Origin of the sequence: Hymenobacter sp. J193 (assembly GCF_024700075.1) — a bacterium.
In the GTDB taxonomy this organism is placed as follows: Bacteria; Bacteroidota; Bacteroidia; order Cytophagales; family Hymenobacteraceae; genus Hymenobacter.
Window position 1 is genome coordinate 1,509,850 of the sequence record NZ_JAJONE010000001.1, and the last position, 23,544, is coordinate 1,533,393.

The following is a 23,544-nucleotide window of genomic DNA, read 5'->3' on the forward strand; positions in this document are numbered from 1 at the left end:
TCGGCGCACTCTGCATTGGCAACAAACGCAAACCAAAACCAGCTACCTGCGCCGAGCAGATATAATTGGAGGCACCGAACTGGACAGCGGCCGGTTTGAGGTATTGCAATACAGCTACTATTCCAGCCGACCGCATATCAGTGATACATGGTATAGCAAAAGGTTTTTCTGCGTATCAAGCACTTGAACGACTTGGCCGTTGGCCAGCGTATGCCGGTGCCTAATGCTGCTTTTACCATTATCGGCTATGACCGGGCTACGTGGCACTTTGAGCAGTTTCAGGGTATTACAGGTACCATTACCCGACTGAATACTTCCGCCACCCAGCCGCGCCTACGGTTTGATTTGCAGTACCTCGACGCGAAAAAGCGCCGGAAGCCTCTCTTGCGGGGAACGTTTACCTTCCGGCTCGATGCCAACTACTTTGAGCGGACCCGCAAGGACTTCAAGGGCCGGTACGACGACCTGCGGCTGGCGCTGAAAGAACCAGCCAAAGTAAAGTCACTGGATTTGGTTACGTATGCCATTCAGTATGAAAAGCGCAACGGACGGGACAGTGGCCCCGACACGCTGTATGTCCGCCTCGGAGAGCTGTATAACCTCGAGGAACTGAATCTGCATCTAAGCAGTCTACCTGCATTACCCGTTGGCTTTACCAATCTGAAGCGGCTGAAGAAACTAAATCTGGGCTATAATGATTTAGCGCAGTTTCCCATAGAACTTTACCAGTTGGACAGCCTTCGGGAGCTGAATTTGGAGCTGAATCGGCTGGACAGTATCCCGGAATCCATCAAGCAGATGAAAAATCTGCAGGTGCTGAACCTGAATGATAATCGCTTGGTCCGCTACCCGCAAGCTGTAAACGGGCTGGCAAACTTGCATGAGCTACATCTGGGCAATGCCAACCTTCGCACACTGCCCGCCAGCATTAGCCGGCTCCAAAACCTGGAAATAATAGAGTTAAATAGCTTCTGGAATAACCCTCGTAAGAATAGGATAACCAACGTTGATGCACTTAAAACTTTACCTCATTTACGGCGTCTGAGTCTGAAAGACAACCCACTGGATTCGCTGCCATCCGCAGTATATCAATTAAAGCAACTGGAAGAACTCAACATTCAGTACACGGGCCTTGACACTGTAGACCTGCAGCGGCTACCGAAGCTTCGCAAACTCGAGCTGCGGTATCGTCCTTATCTCTTCCCCAAACCCACCCAGCCCTGACGCATGGCGTAGTACAGCGCCGTGCCGGCCACTAGGCCCACGAGGTAGCCGTAGGGCAGGCCGCTGCACAGCAACCCTACCAGCAGCGCCAGAAGCAGGTCGGCGCGGTGGGTGCTGATGTCGCGGAGCAGGGTGGCCAGTGTGAGGGCCTCGAAGAGCAGCAGCACGCCCAGAATGGGCAGCGGGAAAATGTGCACAATCTGCTGGAAGCCCTGGCTGAAAAACAGGCCAAGCGTGAGAAAAAGCAGCCCGTAGAGCACCACCGAGCCGCCGGTGCGCCCGCCAAACGTGTAGTGCCCCACCATGCCGCCCGAGCCGTGGCACACCGGGAAACCGCCCAGAAATGGATTCACCAGGTTCATGAGGGCGTAGGTGAAGCTGATTTGCCGCACCGTGAGCGGCCGCTCCGGGAAGTAGTCCTGCACTACCTGCCGGGTAGCCAGCACCGAGTTGCCCAGCGACAACGGAATCTGGGGCAGGGCCAGCAGCACTGCGCCCGTGAGGATATCGGGCCACTGCGGCACGTGCCAAGTGGGCAGGCGCAGCCCGATGGCGCGTTGCGCGGTAGCCAAGTCAAGCTTGAACAGCAGCCCGTAAGCCACGCCCAGGGCCAGCACCACCAGCGCGGCCGGCCAGCGCCGGTTGCCCAGCAGCACCACCGTAACGATGAAGCCTGCGGCTGCCAGCGCGTAGCCCCCGAGGCCGTCGGCGGGCACGTACTCCTTGAGGGCCAGCGTAGCCAACTGCAGGGCCAGCCCAAACTGAATACCCCGGACAACGGGCTTAGGCACCAGCCGCGCCAGCCCATCAATCAGCCCCGAAACCGACAGCAGCAGCATGCCCACGCCTATGGCCAGTCCCCCACCGAAGATGACGCGGCCGGGAATTTTCTGGGCAATAACCAGGGCAGCAAAGGCCTTGAGCGGCTGCACCGGCATGGGCATTCCGTACCACCACCCCGAAAACACCTGCATCAGCCCAAACAGGATGAGCACGCCCGCACTGTCCATACCTGAGGCCGCAATAACCCCGATCAGCAGCGGCAGATCCGTCCCTAAATCCCCAAAAGCCCCGGCCAGCTCGTTGCGGTCGAAGCGGAGACGGGGACGGTGAGGCGGCAAAGCAGTAAGGGGCATGTGCGTTAATGTGGTTGAATGTGCTAATGTGGGGAATGTGCTGAGGTGCTAATGCTTTAGCTTTTATGGCGAGCTAAGCCATCCGTTCTGGGGAACGTGCCAAAGGGCTGGGTGAAAGTCTGTCAATACCGCAAGAACAAGAATAAGCTTTCCGGGGTAAGTATGAGCAGTGCGTTGCTCACCACGACATGTACCAGCATCTGAGCACATTTCGAGTATTAGCACCTCAGCACATTCACCCACATTAGCACATTAAACAGCTTCTTCCCAGGCCAGAAACCCGCCTTCCAGGTTCAGAAGATTAGCAAAACCGAACTCCATCTGGAGCTGCTCAACGGCGCGGCGGCTGCGGGCCCCGGAGCGGCAGTACACCACTACCGGATGGTGGCGCGGCACGGCGCCCACGCCCTGGCCGATGCTGCCGAGCGGCAGTAGCGTGGCCCCAAGCAGGTGGCCAGCGGCGTACTCCTCCGGCTCGCGCACATCCAGCAGAAACGGCGGGTGCGCCGACTCCAGCTGCTGGCGCAGCTCCGCGGGTGAAATCTGATTGACCTCGGCACCGCACAGGTCGGCGTAGTCAGCGGGGTTGGCGGTTTCGAGGCTGATGGCGGCCTGCTCGGGGCGGCGGGCAAAGCGCAACGTGCGCGTCTGGAAAGTAAGGGCATCAAAAAGCCACAGTCGGCCCGACAGCACCTCCCCGATGCCCAGCAGCACCTTGAGCGTTTCGGTGGCCTGGGCCGTGCCAACCAGGCCGGGCAGCACGCCGAGCACGCCGGTGGCGGCGCAATTAGGCGCCTCGTCGGCCGCGGGCGCCTGCGGAAACAGGCAACGATACGTAGGCCCACCCTGGTAGTTGAATACCGAAACCTGTCCCTCAAACTTGTAGATAGCTCCGGAAATCAGGGGCTTGCCCAAACTCACGCAGGCGTCGTTGAGCAGGTAGCGCGTTGGAAAGTTGTCGGAGCCGTCCACCACCACGTCGTACTTGCGCACCAGCTCGCGCACGTTACCCAACGTAGCGCGGCAGCCATGCACTTCGGTGTGCACCAAAGGATTGAGGCGGTGCACGGCGCGGGCGGCGGTTTCGGCTTTAGGCTGGTCCAGATCGGCGGGGCCGTATAGAATCTGGCGCTGCAGGTTGCTGGCATCCACCACGTCGGCATCCACAATGCCCAGCGTGCCCACGCCGGCGGCGGCCAGGTATTGCAGCACCGGGCAGCCCAGGCCGCCGGCTCCTACCACCAGCACGCGGGCGGCTTTCAGCTTTTCCTGCCCCGCCTCCCCTATTTCGGGCAGCTGCAGGTGGCGGCGGTAGCGTTGTCGTTCTTCGGACGTGAGCATAAAAAACAGGAAAACTAAACGCCGGGGCAGCTAGATCAAATTCCCCACTCAAACTTACATCCGGTCTGAAAGGTTAACTCTGCACCTCCCAACTCGTTTTGTCCTGCGCTTCTTATGCCCGCGCCCGTTCTACTGCCGCCCACCAGCTACGACTACGTAACCGTGCACAAGGTGCAGGGCACTACCATCACGGCGGCGTCCGACATTCTGGCCGCTGAAGAGCCGCTGGAAATCCGGCTGGGGTTTGGGCCCACCGGCCAGCGGGAACACCGCACGCTGGCTATTACCATGCGCACGCCTGGCCACGACTTCGAGCTAGCGGCCGGGTTCCTGCTCACCGAAGGCATCATCAGCCGGCGCCAGGAGCTGCACGGCATCCTGTACTGCCCCGATGTGGAAAAGGAAGAAGAGCGCGAAAACGTGGTGCGGGCCGAGCTGGCATCCACCGTATCCGTAGCCCTGCCGCGCCTGGAGCGCCACTTCTACACCAGCAGCAGCTGCGGCGTGTGCGGCAAAACCAGCGTTGAGGCCGTGCACGCGGCTGCCTGCCCCGTGCTGCCCACCGATGGCCCCTACGTAGCCGCCGACCTGCTGCACCAGCTGCCGGAGCGGCTGCGGGCACAGCAGGAGCTGTTTGAGCAAACCGGCGGGCTGCACGCGGCGGCGTTGTTTTCGCCGGAGGGTGAGCTGCTGCTGCTGCGCGAAGACGTGGGCCGCCACAATGCCCTCGATAAGGTAATCGGGGCCGCGCTGCTGCAGGAGTGGCTGCCGCTGCACCGGCACGTGCTGCTGGTGAGCGGGCGCGTAAGCTTTGAGTTGGTGCAGAAAGCAGCCGTGGCGGGCATTGCGGTACTGGCTGCCGTGGGCGCCCCCAGCTCCCTGGCCGTGCAGGCCGCCCACAACTTTGGCCTGACCGTGTGCGGCTTCCTGCGCCAGGGCCGCTATAACATATATTCCCACCCCTGGCGGATTGTAGGCAGAACCGCCGGGCTATAAAGGGGCCTTCACGTCAAAGGTGAAGGAAGCGCTGCCTGCCTGCCCGGTCCCAGCCAGGCCCTGCACCACCACCCGGTAAGTGCCCACCTGGTCGGAAGTGTAGAAGGTGAGCGGGGCCCCGGCCGGCGCGTTGGGGTTCCAGTACAGCAGGTTGCGGAAATCGGGCAGGTGGCTTTGCTGCTGCCGGGGCGCGTCGTAGCGGGGGGCGTAGAACTCGCGCTGGCCCTGCAGGCCTTCGTATTCCTGGAGCAGCGCGTGTGCGTCAAGGGGAAAACCGGCCAGGTCGCCCTTATAGGTGGTGTAGCTCACGATACCGTCCGAAATCAGCGGCCCCAGCAGGTAGCGTGACTTCACCACGTCCAGCTTCTGCACCTTCAGCGGATCGAAAGCCATGATGCGGTTGACGTTGAAGACGGGCATGCCATCCAGCAGCACCAAGGGGTTTTCGGAGACGGTATTAGAGTTGTTGTCGGGCACCAGGAAGTGGAAGCCGTCTTTGCGGATGCGCACCAGCACACCGGGCACGTACTCGCGCATTACCTCCTCCATCACCTTAAAGCGGGTGTAGTCGTCGAGGCGGTATTTTTCGCTGGGCTGTCCGTAGAAGGCAATGCTGTCGGTGGCCGGGGCCGTGTATACCACGGGGCGGCTACCATAGTAGCGCTGCTGCACCTCGGCCTGCACGGCGCGGCGGCGGAGCCCCACGGCCCAGCTTTCCGCCACAGCCAGCGGCGAAGCCGGCAAGCCAGCGGGCCGGGGCGCGAAGGCGTCGAACAGCTCTATCCGGTACATACTGTCGCGCTGGGTGTTGGTCTGGGCTATCAGCTGCCGGCGGCCGTAGAGGTCGGGCACTTCAAACTGCAGGCTGCCCTCGGGCTTGCTGACGGCAGTGTACAACTGAATGTGGCGGCTGGGTGACGACAAGTAGGCCGGAATATTGGAGGCCGATGCGCCCGTGAAGCGGTGCATCACCCGGCCCCGCACCAGCGGGCCGTTCAACTCGGGCAAGTAAGGCAGCTGGCCGGGGTTGTTGCTGAGCACGTCCTTCCATTGGAACCGGCTCCAGCCCTGGGTGAGCATCAGGTTGTCGGCGGCCTCGGCAGCTTCGGGGCTGAGGTAGTACCCGGGGTTTTCCACGGCGCCTTTCAGATCCGACGTCAGCCACAGGTAGCCGGCCATATCTGGCCCACCCGCCGCCGACAGCGAATCGACCTGGTACACGGCTACCGATAAGCTGGCAGCCTGGTCGGCAGCCACCTGCAGGGTCACTTTTTCGCGGGCCGTGTACTGGCGCTTGTCAGCCTGGGCCGTGAGCTTGAGGGCATTGGTAGGTGGGCGGAAGTAGAGCCGCTCGCACACCGGCTGCCGGCGGCTGTTGAAGAGGGTGAAGTGCGAAATACCGGCCGCCAACTGCTGCTTGTCCACAGTAAATACGGTTCGACCCTCAAACAACTCCCCGGCAGTGGCCAGGGCTACTTTTTGGCCGGCGTGGCCCAGTAGATACACCCGCTCATTTTCCAGGGCTGCGCCCCGCGTTTGCACTACCAGGCGCAGCTGGCTGACGCCCGCGCCGCCGTCTACCAGCCGCATCACGTAGCCTTCTTCCCGGGCTGGCGGCAGGCTGGCCGTTACGGTTTGCTGGTTGGCCAACTTCGCCACTACCCGGTAGGCCTGCCCCGCCTGGGCGGGCGTGAAGCTGAATGAACCCAGGCCAAAGCGCAGGGTGCGGAAAGAAGCTACGGTGTTGCCGCTCTGGTCCAGCACTGTGCCCTCGGCCGCTACGCCCTGGCCAGCGCCGTTGGTTAGCTTGAAGCCCACTTTGCTCGGAACGCCCTGCACGAGGTAGCCGCCTTCGGGAAACAGCTGCAGGTCGTAGGCGGCCGCGGCTGGCTTGGCCGCTACACCCAGCGGCGCGCGGGTGTTCACGATGGCGACGCTGGTATGGAAGTACAGCTCCGGGCTGAAGTTGCGCATCCAGCTGGTGTAGGCCCGCACCGTGTAGCGCCCGGAGGGCAGCGTGGCGGGCAGTACAAAGGAGCCAGCACCCGTGGCCTGCTTCAGCGAAACTTTGGCTTGCAATACGGGTTTCTGTACCGGGTCCAGCACTTCCACGTACGCCACCGAGCTGACGGGCAGGGGCCGGTGCGAGCTGCCTTCCACGGCGTACACCTTAAACCACATGCTTTCCCCGCTCACGTAGCTGGGCCGGTCGAGGTGCAGAAACAGCTTTTCGGCGGGGGTTTGCTGGCTGTAGTGGGCGAAGCGTCGGGCTATGCTCTGCAGCGAGTCGGCCTGGGCCAGCGCCGGGCTTGCGTTGCCCAGCCCGGCCAGGCAGCCGCCCAGCAGGACCACGCAGCGCGTCAAACAAACCAGGGAAAGGCGGCGAAACAGCATCGGGCAAAGGGTTCAGATAAAACGGGTATCAACGCAACGGCTGGTCCGGCGCTAGGGCCAGAAATCGGGTTTAACCGTGGTGCCGCGCAGGCGGCAGTCCACGCACACGGCCGGGTTGCCGGTATACCCTATCAGCGTGCGGGCCACGTATATGCCTTCTATGGGCAGCAGGCTGGGTCTGCTGAAGTACGAGGGTACATCGGCCAGCAGCACCGTGTCGGGGTTGCCGCAGTCCTCGTAGCCGGTCTTAAAGCGCAGAATGGACCCCAGCTCGGTACGGTCGATAAACAGGCGCTTTTCCGTGACCGTGGCCGCGCCCACGTACCCGATTACCGGCTCAGACGCGTCGGCCAGGTTGTGCACGTTGCCCGTCAGCTGGGTGGGCTGCGGGTCAAACAGGCCGCCGAGGCTTTCGGTGTTCTTTTTCAGCTTTTCCCAGTAAGCAAATTCCTCAGCCGTGAGGGCATACTGCTTTACCAGAATGCTGTATTTGATGCCCAGCTTCAGGGAGTTGGACTCCAGCAACCGAAGCGGCGCATCCGTTACCACGTCCTGGCTGAGCCGGCTGGTGCTGCCCAGCTGAATAGCGGTGGAGTTTTCGCTGCCCCAGCAGTAATAAATGCTTTCCTGCCGGTTCTGCATTACGCCGTCCACGTACTCCAGGCCCGACTGGTAAGCTGAGTGAAACAGCCAAGTTTCCTCGTAGCGCCAGCGGTAGTAGCGCGTGGCGTTGGCATCGTCGTGGGTGCTCACGTAAATCTGCACGCCCCGGTTGTTCAGCTCCCAGCTTACCTGGTCAATCGGCGGGGTTTGCCGGGCCGCCACCAGGTCCGACTCATACTCTTGGCCGGAAGCGGTGCGGATGCGCAGGCGGTAGCGGTGGTCAGAGCTCAGGCTCAGGGGCGCCGACTGATACGTGCCGGGCTGCTGCTCGGGGAGCAGGTAGGCCGCGCCGGCGTCATCCAGAATTGTGACGACGGCGGCGGCTTCTACGGGTACAGGCGCGTTGGCCTCGTTCTTGGTGCGCGACAGGCGGATGGTGGTGGGGCCGCTTAGGTTGATGAAGCCATCCACCACCAGGTAGTTCTGCGGCGCGTCCAGCACTTCCGGCTCAAACTTATCGACGCAGCTGCCCAGCAGCAGCACGAGGGCAGCGGCCAGGTATTTCCGCAGGCGGGAATTGAAGCGTATCATCAGAACTTGAAATTATACGTGACGCTCGGAATCGGCTGCCCGAAAATGGAAAGCTGGTAGCCGTTGATTTTGCCGTTCTGCGCCTTGAAGTACACGGAATAGGGGTTGCGCCGCCCCGTGAGGTTGTACACCGACAGCGTCCAGGAGCTGTGGGCCAGCTTTTTGGCTTTGTGGCCACCTTCGATGTTTATGGCAAAATCCACGCGGTAATAGTCGGGTACGCGGTAGGCATTGCGGTCGGAGTAGAACACGCGGGTGGCGCCCTCCAGGTAGTAGGTGGTGAGTGGCAATGTGATGGGGCGGCCGGTGCTGTAGTTGAAGTTCAGAGACGTGCTGAAGCGGCGGCTAAAGCGGTAGTTGCCGGCCAGGGTCACGTCGTGGGGCTTGTCGAAGTTACTGGGGTAGTACTTGCCGCCGTTGATCTGCTCGGCGGGCGTGCCGGCGTTGGCCCGCACCAGGGAGCGGGAATAGGTATAGCTCAGCCAGCCGTTGATTTTGCCCGTCGACTTCTTCACCGAAAACTCCACGCCGTAGGCCCGGCCCTCGGCGTTGATGATATCGGTTTCGAGGTGGTGGTTCAGCAGCAGCGAGGCCCCGCTGATGTAGTCCACAAAGTCGTGCATGAACTTGTAGTAGGTTTCCACCGAGGTTTCGATGGTGTTGTTGCGGAAGTTGCGGTAGTAGCCCACCGAGAACTGGTCGCCCACCTGGGGCCGCACGTAGGCGTCGCTCAGCTTCCAGGTGTCCGTCGGCGACAGGGAGGCCGTGTTCGAAAGCTGGTGAATGTACTGGCGCGTGCGGTTGTAGCTGGCTTTCAGCGAGGAGCGGTCCGACAGCGCGTACTTCAGCCCGAGGCGGTACTCGGGGCCGTGGTAGGTGGCAATGGTTTTGCCGGCACCGTAGTGTACCGTATCGGTGATGCTGTACACGGTGCGGGCCACGCCGGGCGCATACTCGTACACGTCGCGGGCGCCCAGAGCCTGGTAGAGCGAGTAGCGCAGCCCCACCGAAAGCGCCAGCCGCGGCGTCACGTCCCAGCGGTCCGACACGTACAGGGCGCTTTCTTGGCCCTGCTCGCGGCCCAGGTCGTCGGGCTCCACCAACGACTCCGGGCCCTGGGGCGTGAGGCGACCCGGCCGGAGGCGGTAGCGCAGCGTACTGGCCCCAAAGTCGATGGTGTGCTGGGCGTTGCGGAAGTAGCTGAAATCGGCCTGCAAACCCACCTGCGCCAGATTGAAGGCCAGCGCCGAGGCACTCACCGGGTTTTTCTCGCTCGTAACATCGTACCCGTACTGGCTGCCGGTGGCCGTGAGCACGCCGTAGAGCGTGTTGCTGAAGGTGTGGCGCCACTTCAGGCTGGCGTTGCGGTTCTGGTAGGCGTAAGCGGTGTCGGAGGCCAGCTTAAACCGGTCCCGACTCAGGTAGCCGGTGGCGTAGAGCGTGTTTTTATCGTCCAGCTCGTGGCTGATGTGGGCACTCACGTCATAAAAGGAGGCGGCGCTTTCCTTGAGGCTGCGGTCGGGCAGGCGGCGCAAAATCCAGTCGGAGTACGAGGAGCGGCCCCCGATGATGAATGAGCTTTTGTCTTTGATGATGGGGCCTTCCAGCGTGAGGCGGCTGGTGAGCAGCCCGATGCCGCCCGAGCCGGCCAGCTTTTTCTTGTTGCCGTCGCGGGTGGCAATGTCCAGCACCGACGAAAGGCGGCCGCCATAGCGGGCCGGAATGGCGCTTTTATAGAGCTCCACTGTCTTCAGAATGTCGGGGTTGAAGGCCGAAAAGAAGCCAAACAGGTGAGATGGGCTGTACACCGTGGCGTCGTTGAAGAGAATCAGGTTCTGGTCGGTAGCGCCCCCCCGCACGCTGATGCCGGTGCTGCCCTCACCGATGGATTTCACGCCGGGCAGGGTAAGCACCACCCGCAGAATGTCGGTTTCGCCGAAGGCCGTGGGCACCTGCCGGATGGTCTTGATGTCGAGCTTTTCGACGCCCATCTGCAGACCAGCCACGTTTTTGTCTTTCTCCGCTTCCACCCGCACTTCCTTCAGGGCGGTAATATCTTCTTCCACTTCCACTTCCAGCTTGCCATCGGCGTGCACCACAATGCGGCGCTGGGTGTTTTTGATGCCAATGCCGCGAATGTTGAGGATATGGGCACCCACCGGCAGCGTAAGGGCATAGTAGCCAAACTGGTCGGTGGAGGCGCCGATGGATGGGGAGGTAATGTACACCGAGGCGCCCAGCACCGGCTCCCCGGATTTGGCTTCGCGGATGTGGCCCGCCACCGTGGCCGTGGGCCCCTTGGCCGCGCCCGGCCGCCCGATTTCATAGAGCCGGGCCGGGCTGGTAGCGCGCCCGCCGCGGATGGTAGTCAGCGTATCGGCGGTAGCGGCTACATCGGCCACCGCGCCGGGCTGGAAGAAGTTTCCGGGGACATTGGTAGCCATAGCCGTGCCGCTGGTGAAAAACACGTTGTGGTCCTCGTCCACAGCAAACCGCACGGTGGTGGGCGCCAAGGCCTGCTGCAGCACCCGGCTCAGGGGCTGCGCCTGCACCTGCAGGTTCACCTTCACGCCCTGCACCGCCATTGAGTCAAAGAAAAAGCGGTAGCGGGTCTGGGCCTGGAGCTGCCGCGCAAACTCTTCCACGCTCAGGTTCTGGAAGCTGCCGCTCACCAGCGGCTCGGTTTGCTGCCCGTAGCTGCGAAGGCTACCGAGGGCACACAGCAGCAGCAGAATAATTCGGTAAACGAGTTTCATAGCAAGGTCAATGGCCCCGCGGGTGGGGGCCGTACAGAAAGCGGCTTACTTGCCGGGGGTAGGCGGCAACGAGGCCTGGTACCGCGCCAGCTCCACCAGGGAAGCTTCGCGGCTGGTTTTGCCGAACTTCAGTTTCTCGGTTCGGATGTATTTGCGCAGGGCAGCCTTGTTCTGCGGGAACAGTGACAGCATCGTCTTGCCATTGTCCACGCCGTAGTAGCGGGTGCCTTTGCCGATGTAGTAGCTGTCCTTCTGGGTGATTTCGCCCTCCATGCCGGTAGCCGTGGAGCGTTGCTGCATGTTTTTGCGGCGGGCCGCCAGCACCTGCACCGGCCCATCCAGCAGCACTTCGTAGAAGCCCGTGCGCACCGGCGAGGCGCTGGCCGAGTCCACCACGAGGCGCACAAACTGGCGGTCATCCAGCGTGAAGCGCGTTACCCGCTCACTTACCAGCTGCATATCCAGGGCGCCCAGCGGAGCCTTCACCACCAGCAGGTCGCGCAGCAGATCGTAGCGCATCGCCACGTCGGTGTACAGGGCTCCGCCGTACTCCACGGTGGCGGGCAGCGGGTCGGCCGAGGCCAGAAACGCGTGCCCCTTGATGTAGGACCGCACGGTGCTCACGTACTCGGGCCCGTTGTAAAGCCGCGACTCGTAGCGCAGCCCCTCGGAATACCGCTGGCTGAGGCTGCTGATGGCCGCCGCCACGGCGCTGGAATCGGCTTTGATGCTCTGCGCGCAGGCTCCGGACGCGGTCAGCCAAAGCCCTATGCTCAGGCAGCCGTAAAACACTTTCTTCATTTGATCTAACCCGTGCGCACGCCGCCCCATTATACAGTCTCCAATAAGCCCTCCAAAGTATAAAAACTTCCTGAGCGGGCATGCACCCACCTGCACAATTCCGGGAGAATAGTACAAAAAACCGGGTAACCCAACCAGCCTGCTCCCTTAGCACCCCGCTTTTCGGCTGAAACCTTTTCCTGCTGATTGCATTGTTTAAAGCGAAATGAAGCTCCGCCTCGAAGACAACACCCTGCGCCTGCGCCTCGATCAGCCCGAAGTAACCGCGTTCCGCCAGCACGGTCGCCTGGAAACGGTGGTGCCGCTAGGCTTGCGGGCCACGGACCAGCTGACCTACACCCTGGAGCGCACCACCGATGTGCCCGCCCTCACGGTGCAGGCCGAAGCCGGCTGCATCCGGGTGCTGCTGCCCGCCGCCGTGGCCGACGCCTGGACTTCAACGGAGCAGGTGAGCCTGCGTGGCACCGTAGCCGTACAGCACAACCAAGTGCTGCATATTCTGGTAGAAAAAGACCTGGGCTGCAAGCATTAGCCCGGCTGTTCCCTCCCACCCCTGTTTCGTTGCGCGCCCTTATGGAAGATTCTCCCAAAGCTGACCCCGGTAAAGCCGGCAATGCCCCCCAGCAGCAAGCCGCCAACAAACCACAGAGCGGGGAGCGGGCCGACCAGGGCGAGGCCCCGGCCCCCGACCACTACCGCCCCGACCCGCAAGCCATGCGCGACCAAAGCACCATTCCCGCCCCCGACGTAGCCAACGCCAAGTACCACCACCCCATCTTGGCCCAGCCGCCCGAAGCGCCCACCGGCCTGCACCTCACGGAGCCCGCTAAGGTGGCCGCCGGCGTCACGGCCGTTATCAAGTCCATGGCATTTGGGTGGAGTGAGGGCGGGCTGAACCGAGGCACGCGGGGGCTGCTGAACATGAACCAGAAGGACGGCTTCGACTGCTCCAGCTGCGCCTGGCCCGACCCCGACGACCACCGCTCCGTAGCCGAGTTCTGTGAAAACGGCGCCAAGGCCACGGCTTCCGACGCCGATGAGCGGGCCGCCGGCCCCGAGTTCTTTGCCCGCCACAGCCTGGCCGAGCTGTCGAAGATGACCGACCGGGACCAGAATAACGCCGGCCGCCTCACCCACCCCCTGGTGAAGCGCCCCGGCGACAACCACTACTCCCCCATCGAGTGGCCGGCGGCATTCCAGCTGATTGCCGATAACCTGAACGCGCTGGCCTCGCCCGACGAAGCCGTGTTTTATACCTCGGGCAAAGTACCCAACGAGCCGGCCTTCCTGTTTCAGCTGTTTGTGCGGCAGTTTGGCACCAATAACCTGCCCGACTGCTCCAACATGTGCCACGAAAGCAGCGGCGCGGCCCTCAGCCCTACGCTGGGTTTGGGCAAAGGCTCCGTCACGCTCAACGACATCCACGAGGCCGAAGTCATCATTATCATTGGGCAGAACCCGGGCACCAACCACCCGCGCATGCTCACGGCCCTGCAGAAAGCCAAACGCAACGGGGCTAAAATTATAGCGGTGAACCCTCTACCCGAAGCTGGTCTGCTGGCCTTCAAAAACCCCCAGGATTTTATGAATCCGCTACGGGCGCTGGGCACTTTGCTCGGCGACGGCACCCAGATAACCGACCTGTTTCTGCAGGTGCGCGTGGATGGGGACATGGCCTTGCTGCGCGGTATTATGAAGCACCTCTTCGAGGCCGAGGACCTGAATCCCGGCCAGGTGGCGGACCGCGCTTTCATTGCCGAGTACACTACCGGCTTTGAGGCCTTCGAGCAGAATATCCGCAACACCAGCTGGGAAGATATTGAGGAGTTGAGCGGCATTTCGCGGGCTCAGCTGCTGGAAGCGGCCAACCTGCTGGCCCGCAAGCAAAAAATCATTACCTGCTGGGCTATGGGTGTAACGCAGCAGCGCCAGGGCGTGCAAACCATCCAGGAAATCGTGAACCTGCACCTGCTGAAGGGCGCTATTGGCAAGCCCGGGGCGGGAACCTGCCCGGTGCGCGGCCACTCCAACGTGCAGGGCGACCGGACTATGGGCATCTGGGAGCAGCCGACCAAGGAGTTCCTGGATGCCCTGGGCAAGGAGTTCAATTTCACGCCGCCCTACGCGCACGGCCTCGATACGGTGGAAAGCATCAAGGCCATGTATAAGGGCAAAACCAAGGTATTCTTCAGCCTGGGGGGCAACCTGCTGGGTGCCGGGCCCGATACCGAAGTTATTGCCGAGGGTATGCGCCGACAGAAGCTCACGGTTTTTGTGGGCACCAAGCTCAACCGCGGCCACCTCACCACCGGCGAAACCAGCCTGCTCCTGCCTTGCTTTACCCATGCCGACGTGGACCTGCAGAAAGCCGGGCACCAGATGACGTCCTGCGAAAACTCCATGGGCGTGGTAAGCCAGAACAAGGGCGTGCTCACCCCCCTCCCGGGCCAGATGATGAGCGAAGTAGCCATTCTGGCGGGCGTGGCCATTGCCACCCTGGGCAACCGCACCAACATTGCCGACTGGGTGGCCATGACGGAAAACTATGACGTCATCCGCGACCATATTGCGCGCGTTATTCCGGGCTTCGAGGACTTCAACCAAAAGCTGCGGAGGCCAGGGGGCTTCTACCTGCCTAATGGCCCGCGCGAACGGAAATTCACCACCAAAAACGGTAAGGCCAACTTTACGGCCACCGCGCTGGAAAAGCACACCGTAGAGCCCGATCAGCTGATTCTGATGACCGTGCGCAGCCACGACCAGTTCAACACGACCATCTACGACTACAACGACCGGTACCGGGGCGTGCACGGGGAGCGGCGCGTGCTGTTCATGAACCGCCAGGATATGGCCGACCGCAGCCTGCAGGCTCAGGCCCTCATTGATATTACGAGTCACTTCGAGGGCACACGCCGCACGGTGGAAAAGTTTATTGCGGTGCCCTACGACATTCCGCGGGGCAACGTGGCCGCCTACTTCCCTGAGGCCAACCCGCTGGTGCCCGTGGGCAGCGTGGCCAAAGTCAGCAACACGCCTACTTCCAAGTACGTGGTGGTGACGGTAGTGCCCACCCGCAAAACCGTGGGCGCCCCGCTGGAAGTACGTCTGGCTGCCGAGGCGTAGCCACTTCCCAGAATACAGCTTGCTGATACGTCCTTCCCGGTTGATGCCGGGAAAAACGTTTTTTGATGGCTCTCCGGAAGATATGCTCGGCATGCGGGGAGCATAGCCGACAAGCATGAGCTATGGGTTGACGAGTTGAACCGGGTTATTTCGTTTCTTCGTCTTCTCTCCTTACTGCGCTATATCTCTTGCACTATGCTGCGGCCGCTTCTACTTACCCTGTTGCTGGCCTTGCTGCCACTGGCCTTCGGGGTATACGTCAACTCCACGGGCCACCCACCTACTACCACGCGCCGGGCAGCCTACTGCACGCGCTATTGCTACTACCATGCCTGCCCGCACGCCACGGCCGCCAACAGTCCGGCTTACGTGCGGCTGCGGCCGCTGTATAGCGCTACCGTTCGAGGGTTGGCATCGGGTGGGCGGAAGTATTACGAGGCTATGAACTTGGCTTTCTACCTGGGTCTGACGCCCGCGCTGCTGGTCTGGCTCACCTACGGAGCTCTGCGCAACCGGCAAACTCTCCGGCACCTTCGCTCCCGGCTGCGCCATGCGTAAGGAGCTGATAGATCTGGCCGGGCAGGCCTTCTGGTATTGCACCGATTTCATGGTGAATCTGGCAAACCTGACGCACACTTCCTACCCAGAAGCCAACACGTGGGTGCTGCTGATTTTTATTCCGGGGCTGCTCACGCTGCTGGTGGCCGTACGCCTGGCACAGAGCTTCCAGCTCCGCAAGCTGCGGCGCCGCCTTCGGCAACAGCCGTGACGCCAACGACCTCGGTAGCACGCTCGGTCCATCTTGGGGCGTGAGGTATTGTTTAAGCAGATGGCATGCAGCTGCTCGCTGGGATACACGCCCTTAAACTCAGTATTTCACCGCTAGAAGGGGTAGCCGATGGCCAGGTTGGGCACGAACGACTTGCTGCCGCCCGAGCCGTAGGGAGCCCGCAACGGGTAAGCCACGTCCAGCCGCACCACAATGAACTCGATGTCGATACGCAGGCCCACACCGGCGCCCACGGCCAGCTCCTTGAAGAAGGAGCTGAATTGGAACTGCCCATTGCGCCCGTCAGGTGTGGCCCGCGTTGGGTCGGGGTTCACGAGCCACACGTTGCCGGCATCCACGAACACGGCACCCTTCACGTAGGGAAACAAGTCCTGGCGGTACTCAGCGTTGGCCTCCACGCGCACGTCGCCTACCTGGTCGTAGAAGCGGGTTACTTTTTCCGAGGTATTGGTGGGCCGGTAGGTGCCGGGACCCAGTTCCCGGGGCAGGAAGGCCCGCACGCTGTTGGGGCCGCCCGCGCCGTACTGCTTCAGGTAAGGCAGCACGCGGGAGTTGCCGTAAGGCATGCCCAGGCCCACCAGCAGGCGGGTGGCTATTTTGTTGCCGCTTTTGGGGTCGGGGGTGATGCGGTAGTAGTTGCGCACTTCCACATCAAACTTCCCGTACTGCGAAAACTCCTGCCCAAACACTTCCTTCTGGCCCGCGGCGTTGGGTTTGCCCAGCAGGCTGGCCACAAACCCGGAGGTTTCTACGCCCCCGTTGAAGTAGAACTGGTTGCGGCGCTGCTCATACACCTGCGTGTTGTAGGTGTACATATAGGAGCTGGCCGGAATGAACTGCTGCCGGAACGAGGCCGCCAGAAACGGCCGATCCTGCAGCAGCTGCCCAAAGGTGGCCGTGGTATCGGCCAGCCGGATGTACTGCAGGTCAATAGGCTTGAAGTCGTGCTGGTTGGTGATTTTGGTTTTCCAGCTGTAGCCGTAGTTCAGGTTGAAGAAGTCTTCCCGGAAGAAGTCCTGGCGCGTCACGTACTTGTAGCCGGCCCCGAACACGGTGCGCGGCTGGAAGTCGGATTCCCTGAGCTTGATGTCGAAGGGGGCAATAAAGCGCGGCACCAGGAGCTGAGCGTTTACGCCCAGCTCGTAGGACGTGAGCCCGAAAACCGGCAGCTTTTCCCCGGTATCGGGGTCGGTGGCCGCGGCGCCCGTGCGGGTTTCGAAGGCGCCGACCAGGTTCACCAGCAGCTGCTCGGCCCCGCGCAGCGCCGAGCGGTTGCGGTACTGCACCGTGAAGCCGGGCCCGGTAAAGCCGCTGGTTTTCTTTACCAGCTGCACCTCGGCCCGCAACGACTTCTTCTTGAGCTGGGTCATGCGCACGTAGGCGTTCAGGAAGCCATAGCCTAGGGAATCGGGCTTCTGGCGGGTGGGCCGAAACTGGATATCCACGAACTTGAAGGTGCCCAGACTCATCAGGCGGCTCAGCGTCTGGTCGTGGCGGCGGCGGCGGTACAGGGAGTCGGGGTACAGGAACGTGGCCCCCGTGATGGCGCGGGCCTTGAAGACCTTTTCATCGGGCACGTAGCGGTACTTCTGGTAAATGATGGCGTTGTTGCGGGTGGTGGTATCCGTCAGGTCGTAGCGGGTGTTCAGCGTCACGCGGTTGAGCACGTAGGGCTGCACCGCGTTTTCGGGCACCGAGCCTTTTACCTTAATGAACACGTTCACCTGGTTGTGCTGGGTGCTGTCGACTTCGTAGAGCAGGTAGTCGGGCGAGAAGTAGTAGTACCCGTGCTGCTTCATCTGGTCGTCGATGCGCGTGCGCTCGGTTATCAGCGTGTTCAGGTTGTACGGGTCGCCCACTTTCAGCAGGCTGGCAGCCTGGGTTTTGCGAATGTCGCGGTCTACCAGGGTGTCGCGCTCCGGGAAGTGAATTTCCTTGATGGTGTAGGGCCGCTGGATGTTGGCCGTGTAGTCGATGGCCGCCGTGGCGCTCTTGGCCTTTACCGGGCTCGACACCTGGGGCGCGGCAAAGTAGCCGTTGTTGTAGAGCCGGTTGATCATCAGCCCCTTCACCTTGGTGGTATCTATCTGGCTGAGCAGCACGGGTGCCTCGCCGTAGCGGTCGGCCAGAAACTTGCCCAGGCCCTTCTTTTTGCCCTGGCCCATGTGCCAGAAGTACAGCTTGGGCCGCAGCCCCAGAATGGAGGCGTTGGGCTTGGGCCGGATAACCGATTCCAGCTCGGTGGTAATTTCGGCCTCGCGCGGAATGCTGTAGGGTGACTTCAGCTTTACGGTGCTGCCCGTGTAGAGCTTGTCGCCCTCGGGCACGAAGCGCGTGCCGCTGCACCCAGCCAGCCATAGCCCGGCCAGCAGCAAGCCCAGCCGCAGCCCGGCCCGCCCGGTACGGGTTGAAGTAATAAGAGCACCCCTCGACTGCATCTGCGTCATCCGTTCAAAAATCCGTGTCAATCTGTGGTCTTAGTTCAGGGCGTTGTTCTTGAGCGTGTCAGCCTCGGCCTTGCGCTCGTCGCGGCGGGCGCGGCGGTCGGTGCGCACGGCCTCTTTCACTTCCGTTGGTGGCTTCGCGAACAGGTCCTGCAGGCTGTTGTAGTCACGCTGGAAGATGAGGGCGGCCCCGGTGCGGGCAAACGGCCCGTCGATGTCCTGGTAGGCGTTGTCGCGGAAGGCCCGCAGGCGCAGGCGCCCATCAGGCAGGATGTTGTATTCGACGCTCACGTTGCCGGCAAACTGGCTGGTGGAGGCACTACCCTGGGAAAGCTGGTTGCCGGAATTGCCACCCAGGGGCACATCGGTACCCAGGCGCACCGTCACCCGCTCGTTGAACAGCTGGCGGCGCACGGCCACGTTCAGGTCGGTGCGGTTGGTTTGTTCCCCGCTGCCTTCTACGGCCGTATAGGAATTCACCCCCAGCTCCAGCCCTACGCCGGCCAGGTACTGCCCGGTGAGGTTGTTGAGCTGGTCGGTGAGCACCTGGCTGGCCGAGCCCCGCAGCTGATTGCCCACGAAGGTGCCGGGGCCGGAGGTGCTCTGCAGCGGGTTGTCGGCCAGGAAGCGGCCCAGCACCATCAGGGCAAATACCTGCTTGTTCAACTCGTTGGTCTGGCTGGGCTGGCGCAGCTGCTCCAGCTTGGCCCGCACTGGCTCGGCAACGGCACCGGTGGTGGTTTCGGGCAGCCGGATATCAAAGCCGATGGTAGGCTTGAGCAGCTGGTCGGTCACGTTCAGGTACACCTCGAAGGGCAGGCGGTTGCGGGACAGATTGCTCAAAGTAGCGTCGCCGTCCAGCTGGTTGGCAATGAGGTCGGCGGCCACGGCCTGCACCTTGTAAATGGCCGACACGTTCACCTGGGCGTTGTACGGGTCACCGGTCCACACCAGGTAGCTGCCCTGGCCAATGACGAATTTGCGCTCGGCCAGGTCGTAGAGCGACATTTTGTACTGGCCATCCGTCACGTTCAGGCGGCCTACCAGCGTCTGGGCGCCGCGCTCATCCAGCTTGGCATCCAGCTGCCCCTCGGCCCGCACCCGCAGGTTGTCGCCGGAGGCTTCGTCAATCACCACGGTGAAGGGCGTACGGTCCGTTACGGTGATGTTGGCCTGCACGTCGTAACCCGTAGCAACCAGGGAAGAGTCGATGTCGGCCACTTCGCGCACCAGGGCCGAGTCCACCTTGGGCGCGTCCTTGTCCACGAAGATGACGATGCCTTCGCGCTCCACTACCACGGGGTCGTCGGAGGGCACTACCACGGTCAGGTCGGAGCCATCGGCCACGGTGGCGCGGGTGCGCACCTGCGGCCGGTACAGGAAGCCACTCACCCGCGTGTCGGAGTCTACGAACAGCTTACCGTAGTAGAGCGGGTTGTCGCGCCGAGTGCTTTGCACGGCCAGGAAGTTGTTGGTCGTGGCCCGCAGGTCAAGGCGGTACTGCCCCACCGCGGCCAGGCTGCGGGCCGGCACGATGTAGCCATCCACAATGGCTTTTTTGCCCAGGGAGTCGATAATGGCGAAGTTGTCGAAGTGCAGGCCCCGCTCATCCAGCACCAGCTCATCTTCCGAGAGCCGGAAGGGTGCCCCCAGCTGGGAAAGCGTGAAGCCCGCGTCGCGGAACCGGACGTTGCCGCGCAGCTGCGGGTTGGTGGTAGTGCCCCGGATGGTGAGCGGTCCGCTGAGGGCGCCCGTCATTTCGCGCAGCTGCCCGGCCGAGAAGGGCTCAATGGTTTTCAGCTGGAGCTGATTGAGGTCCACGTCCAGGGAAATTTCGCCCGAGCCCAGGTAGTAGCCGGTCGCCAGCACGTCGTTCTGGTCGGGCCCACCCGTGAGCGAGGCCACAATGTCGTAGCGGTTGGCGGTCTGATTCACGGCCTGTAGCGCCACGTTGCCCAGAATGTACTTGTTATAGGCGAAGTCCGTCAGATCCATATCGGCGGTGAAGGCCTGGCCCGTGCGGCCCAGGTTATACACCACGGCTTCGCCATTGAGCCGCCCACCCACCAGCGAGTCCTGCAGGCCGGCGGCCCGGCCCAGAGCGTAGAGGTCGAAGTTGCCGATCTGCACCTGCAGCGGGTTGCGGGGACCGGCCAGGGTTTGCAGCGCCAAAAACCGCTCGGTCTGCCCGTTGCGGGAGAGGCGCACGTTCTGGGCTTCGATGTTACCCGTGGCAGTGGTATAGCGCACGAAGTTGTTGGGCAGAGCCGACCACTCCTTGCCATCTACCATAATCTGCTGGCCGAAGCTGAACTGGTAAGCGCCGCCGCCATTGAGCACCTGCAATACGCCCGGCAGATTCAGCCGCTCCACCGAGTCCGACTCGGCAATGCGCACCCGCGTGCCGATCTGGTTGTTGGCAATGCTGCCCACTATCGAAGGGTTCGGAATACGCAGTGTGGTATCCTGCCGCACCTGGTCGAGAACCACGGAGTAGTCGAGCTTCTGCGGGTCGGAGCCCACGCGCAGCTTCAGCGAGTCGAAGGTGATGCCCTGGTAGCGCATGCGGGCCACGTCGGAACGCACTGTGAGTGAGGCCACGCGGCTGTCGTAGGCACCGGTGGCCTGAAAGGGCGTGATGCGCGTGAGGCCCGGCAGCAGCTTAGGCAGCAGCTTCGTGCCCGACTGCGGCACCGTCACATCGAAGGTGAACTGCCGGGCCGCCGTGCTGGGCCGGTACTGGATGCCGGGCAGGTCAAAATACCGGTCGATGTGGCCCTGCAGTTCGGTTATCATGTCGCCCAGGCGCGTATTGCCCCGGATGGTAGCCTGCAGGATGCTGGAGGCAAAGTCTACCTCCGTGCGGCCGGTTTGCTGCAGGAAGCGGGCATTGAGCGTATCCAGCGGAATCAGCTGGTTGTTGAGGTTGATGGCCACGCCGGTGCCCTTCACAGTGCCGTTCAGCGTGTTCAGGTCCGAGCCGCGCAGGTTGGCGTCAAGGTTGCCCTGCACCCGGAGGGAGCCGCCCGAGTAGAAGCCCAGGGCGGTCAGGTTCAGGCTCTGCACGTTGCCGCTGAAGGCGTACTGCGGGGCGTTGGGGTTACGCAAATCCACGGTGCCTTTGATGGCAAAGGCCGCATTGGCGTCGCCGGTGCTGCGGGCATCAATGTCGTACTGCTGCCCGCGGATACCCACTTTCGCGTCGATGTTGCTGTAAGTGTAGTTCCCGTAGCGGGCCTTGGTGAGCTTGGCCGTGAGCTGCCCCTGCATGGTTTCGGGGTCGAAGCCACGCCCGGCGTAGGTGCCGCTGCCCGTGATGGGGCCAATATCGGGCTGGCGCAGCAGCTTGCCCAGCTGAAAGTTCTGCAGGTTAAACTTCGCGTTGAATGGCTCCCGGCCCACTGGTCCCGGTTTCATGGTAGCGGCAATGGTAGCGCCACCATACGAGGTGTTGGCCTGCAGGTTCAGGGCCAGGTCGTTGGCCGTGGGACGGCCGCGCACGGTGCCGCTTAGCGTAGCACGGTCCGGCAGGTTGATAACGTCCTCCGGAATGAGGCCCGCGGGCAGAATATCATTCAGGTCACGCTTAGAGGTGGTCAGCTGCCGGATGTTCAGGTCGGTGTAGAGGCGGCCGTCGGTGTTCGGCAAGCCCTGGATGCGGCCCGACCCACGCACGATGGTGTTGCGCAGGCCCACAATTTCCAGATCGTTGAGCGCGAAGTTGTTCAGGCGCCCGTTCACGCGCCCGCTCAGCAGCACCGACTGGTTGGCCCCGCTGGTAAAGGGCTTTTCGGTGATGAGGTCGGGGGCCAGGTACAGGATGTCGCGGAAGCCCAGGCGCGTATTGCGCAGGTCGGCTTCCAGGCGCATCTTGCCCACCTGCTTCATGTCCGAGAGCATACCCAGCGAGTCGAACCCGATGGCGAGGGTGCGGCGGATGCGGGTGTGCGGGGTAATCAGGTCAAGGTCGTCGAGACGGATCTGCACCGAGTCGTACACCACGTTGGCCTGGGCCTTATCCACCCGGAAACCGCTTTGCTCCCGCCCGCGCAGCAGATCGATGCGGCCGGTGGTGCGGTTTTCGGTGTACACCAGGTTGCGGGTGCGCAAGGCCAACGAATCGAACAGCAGGTGGTTGTAGTCCATAGCCGCCAGGCGGGTGCGCTGCCGCTTTTCGTCCACGTTGTCGAAGGCAAACCGCAGCCCGCTGATGTCGGACTCCTTGAGGCTCACGCGCCAGGAGGTTGGCGCCCCGGTGGTCTGCGTCACGGCCGAGTCCAGCTTCTGCACCGTTTCGGCGGGGTTGATGACGCGCTGCGCCACCGGCACGTTCTCATTCTGGGCATAAGCCAGCTCCGAGTTGCGCAGCGTAAGCGAGTTCAGGTCGATGCGCTGGCGGATGAGGTCGATGTTATCGGCCGTGACTTCGCCCTGCCCGATGCGCGTTTTGATGTACTGCCGCGAAGGGTCGTTGCGGTAGTTGAGGGCCACGTTGTCGAGGGTGGCCTTGCCCAGCCCGAAGGTGAGCGTGAGCGGCTCGGCGGGCGTATCCGGCGGCACTTTGGTTTGGGTGATGTCGAGGGCCGTGTTCTTGAGCGCCGCCGATTCCACCCGGTAGATGCTGCGGTCCACGTCTACTTCATCCATGGCCACGGCCAGGTCGCCCACGCGGGTGCGCACGCTCATGCCGTCTACCTGGTCGTTGTAGGTCAGGTAGATATTCTGCAGGTGGGCGTCGCCGATGTCGTACTTGAAGCCACCCGTGGAGTCGGCCGCCGTGGTGGTCGTGGTGTCGCCGGTGGCAAAGGCGGCCAGGATGTAGTCGAAGTTGTAGACGGAGTCGGGCTCGGTGCGGCTGAGGTGCACGGTGCCATCCACCAGCTCCACGTTACTCACGTTGATCTGGGATTTGGTCAGCGCCCACAGGTCGATGCCCACCGCCAGCTTGCCTACCGAGAGCAGGGTGTCGCCTTTCTGGTCTTCGAGGTACACGCCATCCAGCGCCAGGCCGTGGCGCCAGTCGGTGCGGAACTTGGCAATACGCACCTCCGTGCCGATCTTATCCTGGAGGTAGCCGGCTGCTTTGCGGGCGGCAAAGTCCTGAACAGAAGGAAACTGCAGGGCCACAATAACCCCAACAACGAGCAGCAGCACAAAGGCCAGCAGCCCGAGCACAACGTATAGCGCGCGACGAACGGGAGTAGACAAAGACTTGATAATGCGGAAAGTTGGAAGGGTTTCGGCCTTCCCAACGGAATTTTGGCCTTCGGGGTTAGGGTCGGGCTTAAACTCCCTGTTTATCGGCACTCTGAATAAGCCCTTATCCTACCTGCTTCGCTACCCCA

14 protein-coding genes are annotated in these 23,544 nt (G+C 62.4%); 6 read left to right on the forward strand and 8 right to left on the reverse strand.

Features of this window, described 5'->3' with window-relative positions; all coding sequences use genetic code 11:
- The first annotated feature begins 183 nt into the window (after positions 1–183).
- Positions 184–1,224 (forward strand): leucine-rich repeat domain-containing protein, encoded by a 1,041-nt coding sequence (locus tag LRS06_RS06535; protein ID WP_257870747.1) that lies wholly within the window; start codon positions 184–186, stop codon positions 1,222–1,224.
- Here the strand turns inward: LRS06_RS06535 and LRS06_RS06540 are convergent.
- Together LRS06_RS06540 and moeB are read right to left on the reverse strand one after the other, a co-directional pair.
- The gene (locus tag LRS06_RS06540) at positions 1,194–2,360 is read right to left on the reverse strand and encodes a putative sulfate/molybdate transporter (protein ID WP_257870748.1); all 1,167 of its coding nucleotides are present in this window, start codon (positions 2,358–2,360) and stop codon (positions 1,194–1,196) included. The two genes, LRS06_RS06535 and LRS06_RS06540, sit on opposite strands and share 31 nt — an antisense overlap.
- Positions 2,361–2,612: 252 nt before the next feature.
- Positions 2,613–3,701, reverse strand: a complete 1,089-nt coding sequence (gene moeB / locus LRS06_RS06545) for a molybdopterin-synthase adenylyltransferase MoeB (protein WP_257870749.1) — start codon at positions 3,699–3,701, stop codon at positions 2,613–2,615.
- A 114-nt stretch (positions 3,702–3,815) separates the two neighbouring features.
- Here moeB and fdhD point away from each other — a divergent pair, with 114 nt between their 5' ends.
- Positions 3,816–4,697 carry a formate dehydrogenase accessory sulfurtransferase FdhD gene (gene fdhD / locus LRS06_RS06550; protein WP_257870750.1) on the forward strand — a complete coding sequence of 294 codons (882 nt, stop codon included), beginning with the start codon at positions 3,816–3,818 and terminating at the stop codon, positions 4,695–4,697.
- Here the strand turns inward: fdhD and LRS06_RS06555 are convergent.
- Genes LRS06_RS06555 through LRS06_RS06570 form a run of 4 tightly spaced genes read right to left on the reverse strand, consistent with a single transcriptional unit; the run spans position 4,692 to position 11,842 of the window.
- The gene (locus LRS06_RS06555; RefSeq protein ID WP_257870751.1) at positions 4,692–7,091 is read right to left on the reverse strand and encodes a hypothetical protein; all 2,400 of its coding nucleotides are present in this window, start codon (positions 7,089–7,091) and stop codon (positions 4,692–4,694) included. The two genes, fdhD and LRS06_RS06555, sit on opposite strands and share 6 nt — an antisense overlap.
- A 51-nt stretch (positions 7,092–7,142) precedes the next feature.
- A complete protein-coding gene (locus LRS06_RS06560) occupies positions 7,143–8,285 on the reverse strand; it encodes a DUF4249 domain-containing protein (protein WP_257870752.1) in 1,143 nt (380 codons plus the stop codon).
- Positions 8,285–11,041 (reverse strand): TonB-dependent receptor, encoded by a 2,757-nt coding sequence (locus LRS06_RS06565; RefSeq protein ID WP_257870753.1) that lies wholly within the window; start codon positions 11,039–11,041, stop codon positions 8,285–8,287. Before LRS06_RS06565 ends, LRS06_RS06560 begins: the two co-directional genes overlap by 1 nt.
- 45 nt (positions 11,042–11,086) lie before the next feature.
- Positions 11,087–11,842: a hypothetical protein gene (locus tag LRS06_RS06570; protein WP_257870754.1), complete on the reverse strand. Its 756-nt coding sequence runs from the start codon at positions 11,840–11,842 to the stop codon at positions 11,087–11,089.
- Between the two features lie 205 nt (positions 11,843–12,047).
- On the opposite strand from LRS06_RS06570, the gene LRS06_RS06575 reads away from it, so the two are divergent.
- The 4 genes from LRS06_RS06575 (at position 12,048) to LRS06_RS06590 (ending at position 15,734) form a co-directional block, all read left to right on the forward strand.
- Complete coding sequence (locus tag LRS06_RS06575; protein ID WP_257870755.1) at positions 12,048–12,374, forward strand: hypothetical protein; 327 nt, start codon at positions 12,048–12,050, stop codon at positions 12,372–12,374.
- A gap of 41 nt (positions 12,375–12,415) precedes the next feature.
- Positions 12,416–14,965, forward strand: coding sequence for an FdhF/YdeP family oxidoreductase (locus LRS06_RS06580; RefSeq protein ID WP_257870756.1), 2,550 nt, complete (start codon positions 12,416–12,418; stop codon positions 14,963–14,965).
- A 195-nt stretch (positions 14,966–15,160) separates the two neighbouring features.
- Positions 15,161–15,523, forward strand: coding sequence for a hypothetical protein (locus LRS06_RS06585; RefSeq protein WP_257870757.1), 363 nt, complete (start codon positions 15,161–15,163; stop codon positions 15,521–15,523).
- Entirely contained in the window at positions 15,516–15,734 is a 219-nt protein-coding gene (locus LRS06_RS06590; RefSeq protein WP_257870758.1) for a hypothetical protein, read from the forward strand. Before LRS06_RS06585 ends, LRS06_RS06590 begins: the two co-directional genes overlap by 8 nt.
- 113 nt (positions 15,735–15,847) lie before the next feature.
- Here LRS06_RS06590 and LRS06_RS06595 read toward each other — a convergent pair whose 3' ends face one another.
- Positions 15,848–18,223, reverse strand: a complete 2,376-nt coding sequence (locus LRS06_RS06595; protein ID WP_257870759.1) for a BamA/TamA family outer membrane protein — start codon at positions 18,221–18,223, stop codon at positions 15,848–15,850.
- Between the two features lie 9 nt (positions 18,224–18,232).
- Positions 18,233–23,407, reverse strand: coding sequence for a translocation/assembly module TamB (locus LRS06_RS06600; protein ID WP_257870760.1), 5,175 nt, complete (start codon positions 23,405–23,407; stop codon positions 18,233–18,235).
- Positions 23,408–23,544 lie beyond the last annotated feature (137 nt).